The organism is uncultured Porphyromonas sp. (assembly GCF_947254915.1).
In the GTDB taxonomy this organism is placed as follows: domain Bacteria; phylum Bacteroidota; class Bacteroidia; order Bacteroidales; family Porphyromonadaceae; genus Porphyromonas.
Window position 1 is genome coordinate 1 of record NZ_CAMYEZ010000042.1, and the last position, 15,399, is coordinate 15,399.

Sequence of the window (15,399 nt, forward strand, 5' to 3'; positions counted from 1 at the left end):
GTTGAGATAGATATCACATCGCCACGTATATGCATCAACCTATATAATTTATGATACGTAAAACCTTTGCGTTCTCTCTGCTATTATGCACGCTACTGGTATCAGCTTTTGCTCTTGTGGCCCAAGAGTCTCCCACCCATCTTAAGGTATTCCTCAAGGGGAAAGAAGCTGAACTAATCCCCATTGATGAGATAGACAGCCTCCGATTCGTCAAGAAGGAGTGCCCTAGAGACCAAATGCCTCTCATCAACTTTGACTACAATACTGACAAAGCTCCTGTTGAGGCTTATGAAGCTACCTTAGGACGTAAGCTACAAAAGGATGTCAATGTCAATAATGACAAGTCTGAGGCACCTAACCTAACCCCCGCCTATGTCAATCTATCGCTTGATCTAATACCGATAGTTAGCTATGGAGGTACGAATGCAATTCTAGAGTCTGACGTCATCATCGCACTCTGCCGCGAGCCAATCAATGACTGCCCCAAGGTGCGAGGTCTTATTACAGATTTAGGCTTTACAGAGACCTACAAGGATGAGACCTCTTACCAATACAAGAAGGAGGATATGTCAATTGTCCTGCAAGTCTGGCCCAATAGCAAGTGGGGAACCAAGACCTGTCTGACGATCCTACGTCCTACCCCTCCAGCACCAGTCGCCAAGGCTCATGACTTCGTAGCTACGGCTAAGGATCTTCCATCCATTGAAGCCTTAATGAGCAACCAGGTGGACAAGATTGTTGCTTTCGAGCGGGAGGCTGGTTATCGAGAGATCCCTTCAGATTTAAGCGGAGTATGCTTATCTTTCCCGACAAAGAGTGATCAAACGAAGAAGAGCAATATCACGTTTGCCTTCTACTGGATCGAACAGCAGAAGGTCACTGGAATCTTTAATGCTATATCAAGTGTGGAGGAAGCTCTCTCAAGTAGTCAAATACATGAGTGGGCTAAGCTCAATGGATTTGATGGAACTTGGAGTAAACAGCTAGAGCATGATGAACTGATGGATAAAGATATAGTCTATGCAACTGTTTCAAACGCCAAAGCTACGCTGAGAATCTTTTATGAGCGGAGTCGTATGAAGTTTGAAATCCGCCCTAAGAAAAACTAGCGGGGATCCTTCAGTATGTTCGGAGGAGCTTGCTATTTAGGCTCTAAGAGTTTCGCCATAGCTCATTTTTGCTGTGAAACTTGGCTTAGAGTCTCTGATACTTTGTAGTAAGCGTACGATAAAGAATAAGAGGACTCTCTCAGCGTTAGGTCTGACGACCTGTCACTGGGAGAGTCCTCTTATTATATAGTGTCTCTGGCGGAGGCTCTCTCTGGAGCCCCTATCAGGTACCGTCGCAGAGGCTAGAAGATTAGCTTAGTTGACTCGCCATCGACGGATAGTAGATAGCTCCCTGCGGGTAGCTCTGCGATACAGATTCGTAGCTCGCCACTCTGGTTCGTTCGTGCGCTCTGCAGGAGCGTTCCGCCTAGTGTGTATAGCTCCACCACAGCATAGGGCGTAGCCAGTGTGACTTCAATATAGTCTCCAGTGAGCATAAGGCGGTAGTTATCTGCCGATAAGACGGGGTCGTTGGCAAGTGGATTCTTACCTCTGTTGTCGTAGCTCTTGTAGTCATAGATGGACCAAAACTTGTCTGTGGCAATCTTGACATCAGCGTTGTTTACTTCGTTCCTCTCGTTCTGCTCTGATGAGTCAAGGACATAGAGTTCACCACGTTTATTCGCTCCTCTTGTGGGCAAGCTCTCAAAGAGTTGCTTCATAGCTGGCTCTTTGATGACATTCTTGAAGCAGTAGCCCTCTGTCAGTGCCGTACACGAGGAGAGGTCGAGAGCCGATAGATTGTTATCACGACAGTCTAGCTTTTTCAAACTTGACATCCCAGAGAGAGCGAGCGCCGTGAGTTGGTTCTCAGCGACATTGAGCTCAGTCAGACTAGTGCAGTCAGAGAGACCACGTATTTCGGTCAGTAGGTTGCGCTCTAGGCTCAGCTCTTGAAGGCTTGTCAGTCCAGTCAAGTCAATGCTTGTCATCTTATTCCCAGGGAGCCATACGGTCTCTAGTAGCTTGCAATCTGAGAGATCAATCTCTGGAAGCTCACTGCCTGCGCAGTTGATAAAGGTGAGGTCAGCGCAGCCCTTGACGTTGACAGATGTCATCGTATTGTGCAGAGCATAAAACTTAACTAGCTTAGGACTCTGTGAGGCATCGATGTCGTATGCGATAGAGCCGTTTTCGGAGCAGTCTATCGTGTGCACTAGTCCAGTGATTCGGATGAGACCTCGCATTGACTTGTACTTTTTGATAGGAGGGACACCGCTCGTGATCGTCTCCTCTACGACTACGCCTTCGTCTGTCTCTATCTGTACCTTACTCTCGGCTGCAAAGCCAGCTAGACCCAAGGAGATCTCCTTGTCGGGCTTTGTCTTTATCGTAATGATGGGATCTGGGTTTTGGTTCTTTTGACCAGGTACGTCTATCTTCCAGCCCTTGTCCGTAGCGATATAGCCATAAGCCTTCTCTGCGCCAGGATTGTTGACCACTTTGATGGTTCCTGAGATAGATGGCAGAGCATTGTAAACCTTGTTGAGAGCATCCGCCTCGAGGAGATTCTTCTGAATGTATAGAGTCTTCAAAGCGGGAAGTGAACCAATCGTAAGAGACGTGAGCTTGTTGCCATCAAGCTCAAGGTCGTTGAGGAGCGGGCACTCTCCTACGGTAAATTCAGTGATTTGATTGTTAGGTAGTCTCAGACGTAGTAGCTTCGGGAAAGAGATAGCCCCCTCGCCGAGAGTGGTGAGTTTGTTGCCCTTTGCATAAAACTCAGTAATAGATGCTGGAAGAGAGACACGTTCTAGGGCACAATTGTCAGCTCGTATGGAGCTAAGGTTAGTGAGTGTAGAGGCATCAAGTGTAGTCAGAGTAGGATTGTCTGAAGCAATCAAATTCTTTAGCGCATTTAAGCCAGACAGATTAAGGCTCTCTAGCTTATTTAGCTTTACATTGAGCATAGAAAGGGCGACAAGACTATGCAGATCGAGGCTAGTCAACTTATTGCCCTGCAAGTTCAGAGACACTATCGCTGGAGTCTTAGAGAGGTCCAGTGTCGTGAGCTCATTATCTGCTAGGGCTAGCATACCCATCTTAGGAGCATCAATAGTGATCGCTGTAATCTTAGCTCTTGGAGCTAGGAATGATAGGCACTCCCCATAGATCTTAATCTCGTCTCCAGCCTTCTTTCCCCTGACCATAGTAGATGCGGGTGAGACAAGCGTGCCATCACCCCAGTCTATCTGAATGGGGGTAGCTCCTCCGATGATTGTAAAGGAATAGCTGGTTCCGACCGCTCCAGACGTAGTGAGCCTTATCGTAGGTTCACTAGAACCTCTTAGGGTGTTGCCAAGAAGAAGTGGATTCTCGCTCGTATGTCCTATTGATGGACAGCAAAGAGCCACGAGTAGCAGTAGTAAAGGCATTAATCTTTTCATCATGATATTATTGTGTTTAGGTATGTTCTTGTAGGGGGGCTCTTGCAGACTAGCGGCGGGTGTACTGCGAGCGACCGAGCGAGTAGACGTCTCCTCCGAGACTATCTACAGCAACGATGACGGGAAGCTCCTCGACACGTAGCTTGCGGATCGCTTCGGGACCTAGGTCGTCGAAGGCTATCACCTCAGCCTCCTTGACACACTTACCCATCAGAGCGGCAGCCCCACCGATAGCGGCAAAGTAAACGCCCTTGTATTGCTTGATCGCGTCAACGACCTCGGGGCTACGCAAGCCCTTGCCGATCATCACACGCAAGCCGTGCGCTATGAGCGTGGGTGAATAGGCATCCATTCGCCCTCCCGTGGTGGGACCGACGGAGCCGATAGGTTGTCCAGGCTTAGCTGGGCAAGGACCCGCGTAGTAGACGACCTGCCCCTCAAAGTCAAAGGGCATCTCCTCGCCTCGCTCCAGCATCTCGACAAGACGCAAATGCGCTGCGTCACGTGCTGTGTATATAGTCTCCGAGATGTAGCACATATCTCCCGCTCTGAGCGGAGTAATCATCTCTGTCGTAAAGGGGGCTCTGAGTATCTTCTTCTCTTCCATGTCTATATATATTATAGTGTACCCTCAGCGTGACGCGTGGCGTGGCAACTGATATTGACCGCTACGGGCAAGCCAGCAATGTGTGTCGCACCCGTATTGATGGCGACGGCTAGAGCCGTGGTGTCTCCTCCGAAGCCAGCTGGACCGATGCCCATCTTATTGATCTCTTGGAGTAGCTCCTCCTCGATCTCCGCCACGGCGGGATCGGGATGACGTTCACCGATAGGACGTAGTAGCGCACGCTTTGCCAGCTCAGCCGACCGCTCCATCGTACCACCGATGCCGATGCCGACGATGATCGGCGGACAAGGGTTGCCCCCAGCGTGCGAGATGGTGTCAAGGACAAACTGCTTGATGCCAGGCACCCCTTGGCTTGGTGTAAGCATCGAGAGAGCGCTCTTGTTTTCACTACCGAAGCCCTTGGGAGCGACCGTGATATGCATTTGATCTCCTGGCACGATTCGGTAGTGGATGACGGCGGGCGTGTTGTCGCCTGTGTTGTGTCGATGTATCGGATCGCTCACGACGGACTTGCGCAGGTAGCCGTGGGTATAGCCTCTGCGGACGCCCTCGTTGATAGCGTCTTCGATCAGATCACCCTCGACGTGCAGATCCTGTCCCATGTCAACGAAGATAACGGTCATGCCCGTATCTTGGCACATGGGAGCACGCTCACTGCGCGCTATGTGGACGTTTTCAATGATCGTATTCAGTACGTTTCGAGCTAGAGGCGAGCGATCCTGCTCGGCACCCTGCTGCATAGCAGCCTCAATGTCGGGCGAAAGATTGACACAAGCCTCTATGCAAAGCTTCTCCACCAAGTCTGTGATGGCTGTAGAGGATATTGTACGCATATATGGTTAAGTGTGTAAGTAAACTGTCTAGTTAAGTAGTTATGGGCAAATGAGCTTACAGCTGTACTGCTCGCATTCGCCTCCCGCAAGATGTAGGATGTAGACCCCACTCTCTAAGGCATAATCGCTCAGCTGTAGAGATGAGGAGCTATAGGTCAAAGGCGCTGTCAGCACCCGCTGCCCCGAGCTACTGTACAGCTCCAGCTCTATAGGGGTACGACCTTCCAGCCAAGAGGTGGGCAGTATGATGTGTAGACGCTCGCCCTCCAGTATGATACGAGGTTCGTCAGTCATAAGGACCGAGTTAGTCCCATTTGCCTTGAGCTGACCGAGGACGATTGGATCAACCCAGTAGTGTCCCAAGTAAGGCGCTCCACCTAGCTGTGCGGGCTCCCAGCTAGAGCCGACGAGGTGCCACGCATAGGGGGTGTCGTGTGACTGTGCTTTGCTCAGGAGTAAAGGCAGCGATAGGGGCTCTCCAGCGCTACCCTCGAGGGCTACGTAGTACGTTCCCGCAGAGAGCTGCGGAGTCTCGCCCTCCTGCACGGGGAAGAAGGCTTGGAAAGCATCTCTTAAGACCCTAGCTTTCGGAGTTTTTTCACTGCCACGCACCAACATATAGGAGGGATTGGTCAGAGATTGCTGGTAAAGTCTCTTGCCTGGCTTGCCACCTTCATCGGCATAGATGGAGAGCGTCACAGGCTTCCATCTCTGCATAGCGCCTAGGACGAGTACAGAGCCGAGGTACTGCACCGACGTGTCTATATCGTAGCGCACGGCAACCCCTTGTATAGCGTCATCGGCACTGCGTATAGCGACGTCGTCACGCATCGGGCTGTAGAGCTGATGCGAGAGACGCATCGGAGGATTGTCAGCAAAGGGATCTAGCCCCTCCATTATCTTCTGCTCTCTCCCTGGAGCTAGGTGAGGCTCTAGGCACTTGTCGTCCGAGTAGCCCGTGAAAACTTCGCTCAGAGCGTAGTAGTAGTCGTTGCACGGTGATTTGCAGAAAGAGCTTCCCCCCGTGAGTGCCCCGATGAGGTGATGATTCTTGTCAAAGAGTCCCGAGCCTGAGGAACCACCCGCTGTCGTCCCCACATTCCACTTCTTAATGTACAGATGAGCGTCAATCCATCGTATCGGCAGAGAAGATATCTCGTAGCTCTCCAGCGGGGGCTTCTCATCCGCTCTGTTGTAGCGACGTACAGAGGCTTGCGGATGATGGATGCCGATGACAGGCGCAGGGAAGTTGCGATTAGCATTCCACCCAGCGAAGTAAGGACGATAGCTGGGCGGTATAGCGCATTTACCTTGAGGCACATCAGGACGAACGCCCGTGATGCGGAGCAGACACATGTCGTGCTCCTCATTGTATGCAACCAGCTCAGCACCCGCTAGCGTCTGCTCCTCAATACCATTGATAAGTGGGTCGCCCGTAGGGCTAAAGTAGTTGAAGTAAAAGAGCGTCTGCTCTGCACTCTGACGCACATACTTGAGGTCACGACAAGAATAGTTGGCATTGAGACAGTGGGCAGCGGTCAGGACGAGCGGATCCCCATCTTGGCGGCTGTTGTTGAGTAGGGTGCCTGAGCAAAAAGCTTTGCCACGCACCACTAGCATCAGTTCACTGCGAGCGATGCGCTCCACCTCGGGGTGCAAGACCGTGGACTCGGCACACTCCAGCCCCTTAACTATAAACCAAGGCGAACCACCAGACCCGCTATGATTACCGTTTGGGAGTGGTAGCTCCTCACCGACGGCAGAGAGCAGAGCCGTCGTAATCCCCTCTAGTCGCCACGGGAGCGACTCCTCCTGACTAGAAGCCGGATAGTAATATATGGTCAAACGCTCGCCATAGAGTGGCGCAGTCGTGAGGCTATGGGAGGCGACATTGTTTGCCTCGGTAAAAGCGCCTCGCACTTCGCCCGCTTCATTTGCAATGATCAGCATATCGCCACGGCTCAGCTGGTAGTCTCCAAAGTAAAGCGTATTCCAGCCAGCCTCCTCAAGCTGCAGAGTTCCTCGCCAAGCTCGCTCTCCCGAAGCGGTCGTGATCCACTCACCCCACAACTGGCTCTCAGGTAGCTGACGGTACTCCACGGCGGGTAGCTCTAGGAGTCGTAACCCCGACGAAGCCGTCTCCTCTTGCTGTCGTAACGAACTCGTCTGTTCCGTACGGGAGACCGCATATAGCTGGTAAGCCTCCTGGGCATTACGTAGCGTAGCGTGACGCTCGCTCAGATCCGTCACTATAGTCGCAGGGATCGGTGTCGCAAGCTGAGCCACAGCAGGCAGAGCCAGCAGGAGCGCAGCGAGAGAGAGGCACACGCACCGGCCATAGGATAGGAAACCCACACAGGAGCGCTGTGCGAAGCGACGCAAAGCCATCGTCGCTAGAGCCATATTAAGTCTATTCATAGAGATCGTTCGAGATATATTCTCTCAAAGGTACAAATAAACTCGTACAAGCAGAGCTTTATATGATATACGTAGAGTTTAGCGTCCTAGGATCCTAAGCGCACTAGGTGTACTAGTGTCTCTAGCGAAGAGTCAACTGTCAGCTCCTCCCGAGAAAATCGGAAATCTCCAGGGAGCAAACGAAAATTCCTCACCGAGGGGCGAAATAAAACTTCGGAAGAATGAAATGAAACTTCGGAAGAAAGGAATCAAAGTTCCGAAGAATTTTCCTATTCCTCCGTAAGGATAAAAAAATAGCCACGTGGGGATTTGAGGTTTTCCACGAGGCTATTGATATGTTGAGTCGTTCGGTGGTTGGAGTCTTTGGTGAAGGGTAGGGGATGAGGTGTGGGTTAGCGCTTGCCCGAGGCATCGATCTTGAGGAAGAGGGCGAGCATCAGCGAGAAGCCCCAGAGCGAGGAGCCTCCGTAGCTAAAGAAGGGGAGCGGGATGCCGATGACGGGCACCAGTCCTAGCACCATCCCCACATTGACCATCAGGTGAAAGATGAAGACGCACGCCAGACAGTAGCCGTAGACCCGCCCGAAGGTGGAGGGGTGCTGCTCCGCTCGCCACATGATGCGTAGGATCATAGTGAGGAAGAGAAGGAGCAGACCAACGGATCCCGCAAAGCCTTGCTCCTCACCGATGGTGCAGAAGATGAAGTCGGTGTCTTGCTCGGGAACATACTTGAGCTTCGTCTGGGTGCCCTGGAGGAACCCTTTGCCCATGAGGCCACCTGAGCCGATAGCTATCTTCGCTTGGTCCACATTGTACCCAGCGCCTCGTGGATCCTGCTCGATGCCGAGCGATACGGCGATACGCATCTGCTGGTGCGGTGCGAGGATGTCGTTGTAGACGTACTCGACAGAGAGCGAGAAGGCGAGCAAGCCTAAGCTGGCTAAGCCGACTAAGAGGTAGGAGCGGGAGTAGTGCAGCAAGGCGCGCACGAAGCAGAAGAGGATGATGCAGCTCATTAGCGCCAGTGCGACGTAGCTGTAGTCGATCTGCAACCAGCGCAGAGAGATATATATGCCGACGAAGTAGGTGGCGCTGACGATCCACAAGATGCGTCGCTCACGGGGCTTCCACCGTACGATGCTGCTGAGGTAGAGGATGGTGGCGACGGAGATGATGCTGCAGATGAGCAGACGGCTAGCGTCGGTAGCGCCCCAGCTGACGTCGGCCAGCATGAGTGACACGACAAAGAGTGTCACCGCTAGCGAGGCGAGTAGGAGGAAAGCGCCAGAGAGTCCCTCACGATAGAGTGCTAGGAAGAAGGCGCAGAAGACGAGCGCCGACCCAGTCTCACTTTGTAATATGATGATAGCCATCGGTAGGAGTATGATGGCAAAGACCTCTAGATAGCCTCTCAGGGTGGTGAGCTTGAACTCGGGGCGGTTGAGCCAGTAGGCGAGCATGAGCGCGGTGCCGAGCTTGGCAAACTCGGCGGGCTGCACTCGGATGGGACCCATGACGAGCCAGGAGCGGGAGCCTTTGATATCGGGCGCTACGACGGCTGTCACGATAAGAAGCAGGATGAAGCCTATATAGAGGTAGGGGGCTCCAGACTCAAAGAGATCTTCGTCTATGAGGAGCACCACACCGCCTAGTACGAGCGCTAGGGAGATCCATATGAGCTGCTGCATGGGTCGCCCTCCCATCTCTAGGAGATGACCTGGTGTAAAGTCGTACGTAGCTCCGCATATGGCGAGCCAACCACCCGCTACCATCAGGAGGTAGAGGATGATGAGTGGCCAGTCGAGGCGCATCAGGAGGTTGCTACGTCGTTGCTTGCTAAGGTATGGCATGCTGCTCGTTGGGTCTTTATAGGTCGTGTGAGTAGAATATCTTCTGTCGGCTGATCTGCTCGGCAATGGCTTGGGAAGCTCCCGATAGCTGTCCATCACGCAGGTAGTACTCCATCATGACGCGTCCGATGGGTACGCCGAAGACAGCTCCGAAGCCACCGTTCTCAACGTAGACGCTGATGGCTACTTTGGGCTCTTCGAGGGGCGCAAATCCGATGAAGGCGGAGTGGTCTTTGCCAAAGCGGTTTTCGGCGGTACCTGTCTTACCGCATACGTTGATTTCGCCAGGTGCGAAGTTGGCCCGACGACAGGTGCCCGCTAGGACAGCGCCGTGCATCCCCTGAGCTATCTCCTCCCAGTAGTCTGGCGAGACCATCGTGTGGTGTGGCGTGGTGAAGAGGGTGTCTAGCGGGGTATGCTCGATCTTGCGGACGACGTGGGGCGTGTAGTAGTAACCTCTATTGGCGATGATGGAGGCGAGGTTTGCCATCTGTAGTGGCGTGAGTAGTACCTCGCCCTGACCGATGGAGAGGGAGATGATGGTGGAGGAGTTCCAGCGACTGTATACGCGGTCGTAGACGGAGCTATTGGGTATGAAGCCACGGTTTTCGCCAGCTAGGTCGATGCCGAGCTTGTATCCTAAGCCAAAGTTTACCATATAGTCGCGCCACTTATTGAGTGCGTCCTGTACGGTCGGGTAGCGGGAGCGGTCGTCGAGGAGGAAGTGCAAGCCCCAGCAGAAGTAAGCGTTGCAGGAGGTGGTCAAGGCACTGCGCAGATTGAGTGGAGAGGCGTGACCGTGGCAGGCGGGTCGTCCACGCATACGAGGATAACCACGAGCGCAGGAGAGGAGTGTGGAGGTGGTGACGAGATGCTCCTGAAGCATTACGGCTCCCATGGCGGGCTTGAAGGTAGAGCCTGGGGGATAGGTACCCATGATGGCACGATTGAAGAGCGGCTTGCCCTCCTGTAGGATGAGTTGCTGATGCGCCTTGCCTAAGCTCTTGCCTTGCAGCATGCGTACGTCGTAAGTGGGCGAGGAGACGAGGCAGAGTACTTCGCCACTCTTGGGTTCGATCATGACGATGGCGCCTCTTTTGCCCTGCATGAGCTTTTCGCCTAGGCTCTGCAGTCCTATATCGATGCTGAGGGTTAGGTCTTCGCCTGGGATCGCCTCAATGTCGTCGGCGCCTTCGTTGTAGCTGCCTTGTATCCTACCACGGGCATCACGGAGCAAGAGATTGACTCCGTTGCGCCCTCGCAAGAGTTTGTCGTAGGTGCGCTCTACGCCGCTCTTGCCGACGTACTGTCCGAGTGCGAGGGTGCTGTCGGCTTTGAGTTCCTCAGGACTGGACTCGCCTAGGTAGCCTAGTAGGAGAGCGGCATTAGGCTGGTCGGAGCGACGCACAGCGCGTGGTCGGAGCGTGAAGCCTGGTAGCCGGAAGAGCTGCTCCTGTATGAAACCCGCCTCTTCGCTGGTGAGCTGTGACCAGAAGAGTTGTGGCGTAAAGGGCGAGTAACCAGGATTGATGGAGCGGTCTCTTAGGGCAGTCATGCGCTCGTCGAGCTCCTGCTCGGAGGTGTGGAGGAGGCTCGCCAGTAGGGGCGTGTCGAGGGTGTCGGCGAGCTCTTTTGTAGTGACGAGGAGGTCGTAAGCTGGCTCGTTGTAGACGAGGAGGGTTCCTTTGCGGTCATAGATGACACCACGGTCGGGGAAGATAACTTCCTCGTAAAGGGCATTGTGCATGGCGCGCTCCTTGTATTCTGTGCTGACGAGCTGCAGGTAGCCGAGCCGTGTGATGTATAGTGCGACGATGCCTATAGCGATCAACGGGAGTACGGCGATGCGTAGTCGACGGTGTGGGCGCTCCATAAGCTGATCCGCTAGCTCTGATGCCGTGGTAGGTGCTCTAGGAAGAGCATCTGCAGGATCATCACGATGAGATAGGTCAGGAGCATACTGCTACCCAGCCGTAGGGCGTAGTAATCCCAGTCGAAGCCGCCTAGCGAGTCGAGCGTGAAGAGGACAAACTGGTGGATCGCTACCATCTCTAGGATGACTAGCCAGATGCCCCAGCCATGTATCCGCATGGAGGGCGCACGTCGTAGGTTGCTCTCGATATCGACGGCGGGAGCTAGGAGGTAGTTGCGCAGGAAGCCGACGAGTGTCAGGGCTGCCATGTGCAGTCCAGGCGTCCCACTGAGCAGGTCGACGGAGAGCCCGACGAGCGCTCCAATGAGCGTGAGCCACTCTTTCGGAGTATCTACGCTGAAGAGTAGCAGCGCAAAGAGATAGACCGAAGGGGTCGCATAGCGAAAGAGCTGTATGTAGTTAAAGACCTCTACCTGTAGCAGTACCAGCAGTACGATGCCTAGGGTCGTCCATATCATCTGTAGTCTCATAGCTCCTCTCTGCTCGCTTGCTCTTCTAGATTGATCGTATTGCCCCCCGTTATCACGTAGACGTGGTGTAGCTGTCCGAAGTCTGTCGCCAGGAGTACAGGGAGCTCCTTACGATAGGTGATACGAGAGCCCTGGGCACCGTTGCCCTCTAGCCGACCGATTATCATGCCTGGGGGGAAGATGGCGGAGTAGCCACTCGTCACGAGCGTATCCCCGACAGCTAGGTGCGCATGCTTCGGCAAGCCCCGTACGATGCCCTCCTCAGGCGAGAGCTTTTGTCGCCAAGAGAGGTCTCCCACATGCCCCTCGCGGAGGGTCATACAGCTGAGGGTTAGGTTCTCGTTGATGAGCGGTACGACCGTTGCGTAGCGAGGTCCCACCTGAGCTACGATGCCTACGACACCGCTCTGGGAGACTACGCCCATATTGGGCTTGATGCCGTCACGTGCGCCACGGTCTATGGTCATCATATTGTTTGCCTTAAGGTAGGTCAAGCTTACTACCCGTGCTGTCACAAAGGTAAAGTTGGGTTCCTCCCGTACGATGGTGTCTAAGGAGTCTAAAGGTGTCAGCACCTGCGGTACAACGGTGTCTGCGAGGAGATACTCGAACTGTCTCTGCAAAGCCAGGTAGCGCCCCTCGAGCGAGGCTAGCTGAGCCGTGAGCTGCTGGTTCTCTTGCTGTAGCGAGAGGTAAGAGCGCCAGCGTGCGCCCTCGCTGTGAATCCTCCCCACGACAGACGAACTGGCAGCCGCTCCCACGAATGAGTGGTAGAGACTGCCATGAAAGAGTAGGAGCAAGGCAATCGCCTCACACACCACTAGGAGCACCCAGTGCAGGTTCGCACGAAGGAGTTCGAGGAGACGACGCATTGCTATCTTTTGTTGCTACTATAGCGCCACGTGACGACCCTTTTAGTGAATGAGAAAGTTGTAACTATCTACATTCTTGAGCGCCTTGTCGGTGCCCATAGCCACAGCGCGCAGTGGATCCTCGGGGACGTTGAACTGTATAGCGAAGCGACGTGTCAGTCTCTCGGCTAGACCACGTAGGAGTGCGCCACCGCCTGTCAGGGAGATACCGTTTTGCGTCACATCGGTGTAGAGCTCGGGAGGCGTACTCTCGAGCGTCCTAAGGATAGCGCTCTCGATCTTGACAATAGACTTGTCGAGACACTGAGCTATCTCTTGATAGGAGACGCTGATCTGTCGTGGCAGAGAGTCCATCAGGTCGGCACTGGTGACGACGAAGTCCTCGGGAGCGTTGTCTAGCTCAGCTAGAGCGCTACCCACCTCGATCTTGATCTGCTCTGCGGTGCGCTCACCGACACGTACATTGTGCTTCTGGCGCATGTACTCCATGATGTCGTGGGTAAACTCATCACCAGCCACACGTATCGACTGCTTTGAGGAGATACCTCCGAGCGAGATGACAGCTATCTCAGTCGTACCACCGCCTATGTCCACGACCATGTTGCCCTCAGGTGCGAGGACGTCAATGCCGATACCGATCGCAGCAGCCATTGACTCGTAGAGCATGTAGACATCACGACCACCAGCGTGCTCGCTTGAGTCCTTCACCGCACGTATCTCCACCTCCGTACTGCCCGAAGGCACGCTGACGACCATACGTAGCGAGGGGGAGAAGAGCGAGTGCGACTTCTTGTTGATCTGCTTGACCATGCCTCGGATCATCTTCTCCGCTGCGTCAAAGTCCGCTATGACACCATCTCTGAGGGGACGCACCGAGCGAATGTACTCGTGCCCCTTTTCATAGATCTCCCGAGCCTTCGTGCCCACGGCGATCACCTCGTCATTGCGACGGTCGAAGGCGATGACACTAGGCTCGTCGAAGACGATCTTGCCATCCTTCATTATGATTGTATTAGCTGTGCCGAGGTCTATAGCTAGTTCTTGTCTTAGTTTGAATAGTCCCATATATCGTTTGGTTGTGACTAATGATTAATGTCTAAAGTGGCGTACCCCTGTCGTCACCATAGCGACGCCCTGCTCGTTGCACGCGTCGATGCTCTCCTGGTCGCGTATTGATCCGCCAGGCTGTACGATAGCCGTGATGCCTGCAGCAGCAGCTAGGTCTACGCAGTCACGGAAGGGGAAGAAAGCATCGCTCGCTAGGACAGCTCCCTTGAGATCAAAGCCAAAGTTGTGCGCCTTCTGGATCGCTTGTCTGAGTGCTGAGACACGAGAGGTTTGACCGATGCCTGTCGCAAGGAGCTGGCTGTCTCGGACGATAGCCAGTGCATTGCTCTTGCAGTACTTGACGATGCTCTCGGCCATGCGTATGTCGGCCATCTCATCTTCAGTGGGAGTAGTCTCCGTGACAGAGGTGTAGACGACCGGCTCGGAGAGGACGTCAGGTGTCTGTACTAGGTAGCCTCCCACTGCTGAGCGGACGCTGTCTTGGTCGGGCAGAGGTGCTTTCTGCAGGAGGAGGATACGCTTCGACTTTTGACCTAATATCTGCAAAGCTTCGGTGTCAAAGTCGGGTGCGATGAGTACCTCAAAGAAGATGTGCGAGATCTGCTCTGCCGTCTGCTGGTCTATCGGTCTATTTGCTACCAGGATGCCGCCAAAGGGTGACTCCGTATCAGCCTCATAAGCAGCCTGCCAAGCCTCCGAGATAGTCTCACGAGACGCTACTCCGCACGGGTTGGTGTGCTTGAGGATCGCAAAGGTGGGAGCCTCAAACTCCTGAATGAGATGCACGGCTGCGTCGAGATCCTGCAGATTGTTGTAGGAGAGCTCCTTGCCCTGTAGCTTGTCAAAGTAGTGATCCAAGTCTCCATAGAAGAAGCCCATCTGGTGAGGATTCTCGCCATAGCGCAGGACGCGCGGGTTGCGACCAGAGAGATGTAGTGCGGTGTGAGCACCAGCGTCAAAGTAGTTGAAGATGTCACTGTCGTAAGTCGCTGTCACCTCAAAGGCACGCAGCGCATAGCTCCTCCGCTCGGGGAGAGTCGTGGAGCATCCGTCACGCTCCAGCAGGTCAATCAGCCCATCGTACTGGTCACGGTGCGAGCAGATGAGCACATCGTGGTAGTTCTTTGCTGCAGCACGTATGAGGGAGATACCGCCTATGTCTATCTTCTCAATGATCTCCTCCTCGCTGGCGCCACTAGCGACCGTCTCAGCAAAGGGGTATAGATCCACGATCACAAGGTCTATCAGGGGAAGTGCATACTGCGCTACCTGCTCCTCGTCATGCGCATTGTCTCGCCGAGCGAGGATACCGCCGAAGATCATCGGGTGGAGCGTCTTGACGCGTCCTCCTAGGATAGAGGGCAGAGCGGTCAGCGACTCAACGGCTGTGCAGGGTATACCGAGCGACTCAATATACTCTTGGGTACCTCCAGTGGAGACGATCTCTACCTCGGCAGCATGTAGTATCTGTGCGATACGATCGATGCCCTCCTTGTGATAGACTGATATGAGGGCTCGTCGGATAGGTCTTGTGGTCATAAGCCTTGTGGCGTGTGGTATAGGGTGAATAGTAGCTCTCCTAGGCAACCCCTAAGCAGAGCAATCTGTGGGTCATAGCTACAGTAGCTACAAAGGTAGTAAAAAGAGCCGATAAAAGAGCCCTTTTCCCGACACTTTGTAGAGCAGAAGAGGAGGTAGAGGTTAGAAGTTAGAGCGAGATGGGTAGCGAAACGTAGGGACGCACGATCTGTGCGTCCGTCCCCGTTAAAGCCATGGCGCTGTAACCTTTGATACAACGGACGCACAGATCGTGCGTCCCTACAAAGGGCTA

General features: G+C 53.9%; 12 protein-coding genes. 1 reads left to right on the forward strand and 11 read right to left on the reverse strand.

Translation table 11 applies throughout. The features are described 5' to 3' along the window. The first annotated feature begins 50 nt into the window (after positions 1-50). Complete coding sequence (locus Q0X57_RS03970) at positions 51-1,109, forward strand: hypothetical protein (protein ID WP_297727978.1); 1,059 nt, start codon at positions 51-53, stop codon at positions 1,107-1,109. A 242-nt stretch (positions 1,110-1,351) separates the two neighbouring features. Here the strand turns inward: Q0X57_RS03970 and Q0X57_RS03975 are convergent, their stop codons facing one another. The 11 genes from Q0X57_RS03975 to Q0X57_RS04025 form a co-directional block, all read right to left on the reverse strand. Continuing rightward, complete coding sequence (locus Q0X57_RS03975; protein ID WP_297727981.1) at positions 1,352-3,499, reverse strand: leucine-rich repeat domain-containing protein; 2,148 nt, start codon at positions 3,497-3,499, stop codon at positions 1,352-1,354. Between the two features lie 46 nt (positions 3,500-3,545). Then, complete coding sequence (locus Q0X57_RS03980; protein ID WP_297727985.1) at positions 3,546-4,103, reverse strand: Fe-S-containing hydro-lyase; 558 nt, start codon at positions 4,101-4,103, stop codon at positions 3,546-3,548. A gap of 11 nt (positions 4,104-4,114) precedes the next feature. Then, entirely contained in the window at positions 4,115-4,957 is an 843-nt protein-coding gene (locus Q0X57_RS03985) for a fumarate hydratase (protein ID WP_297727988.1), read from the reverse strand. A 39-nt stretch (positions 4,958-4,996) separates the two neighbouring features. Then, a complete protein-coding gene (locus Q0X57_RS03990; RefSeq protein WP_297727991.1) occupies positions 4,997-7,375 on the reverse strand; it encodes a serine protease in 2,379 nt (792 codons plus the stop codon). A gap of 392 nt (positions 7,376-7,767) precedes the next feature. Further along, a complete protein-coding gene (gene rodA / locus Q0X57_RS03995) occupies positions 7,768-9,225 on the reverse strand; it encodes a rod shape-determining protein RodA (protein ID WP_297727994.1) in 1,458 nt (485 codons plus the stop codon). Positions 9,226-9,241: 16 nt separating this feature from the next. Further along, complete coding sequence (locus Q0X57_RS04000; RefSeq protein ID WP_297727997.1) at positions 9,242-11,098, reverse strand: penicillin-binding transpeptidase domain-containing protein; 1,857 nt, start codon at positions 11,096-11,098, stop codon at positions 9,242-9,244. 11 nt (positions 11,099-11,109) lie between these two features. Beyond that, the gene (gene mreD, locus Q0X57_RS04005) at positions 11,110-11,628 is read right to left on the reverse strand and encodes a rod shape-determining protein MreD (protein WP_297728001.1); all 519 of its coding nucleotides are present in this window, start codon (positions 11,626-11,628) and stop codon (positions 11,110-11,112) included. Further along, on the reverse strand, positions 11,625-12,500 hold the full coding sequence (gene mreC / locus Q0X57_RS04010; protein ID WP_297728005.1) for a rod shape-determining protein MreC: 876 nt from the start codon (positions 12,498-12,500) through the stop codon (positions 11,625-11,627). The genes mreD and mreC overlap by 4 nt, the downstream gene beginning before the upstream one ends. 42 nt (positions 12,501-12,542) lie before the next feature. Next, a complete protein-coding gene (locus Q0X57_RS04015) occupies positions 12,543-13,565 on the reverse strand; it encodes a rod shape-determining protein (RefSeq protein WP_007364613.1) in 1,023 nt (340 codons plus the stop codon). Positions 13,566-13,589: 24 nt separating this feature from the next. Beyond that, positions 13,590-15,107, reverse strand: coding sequence for a bifunctional phosphoribosylaminoimidazolecarboxamide formyltransferase/IMP cyclohydrolase (gene purH, locus Q0X57_RS04020; RefSeq protein WP_297728009.1), 1,518 nt, complete (start codon positions 15,105-15,107; stop codon positions 13,590-13,592). Further along, positions 15,104-15,399, reverse strand: a 296-nt coding sequence (locus Q0X57_RS04025) for a hypothetical protein (RefSeq protein ID WP_297728011.1), incomplete at its 5' end; no start/stop codon positions are given. The genes purH and Q0X57_RS04025, both read right to left, overlap by 4 nt.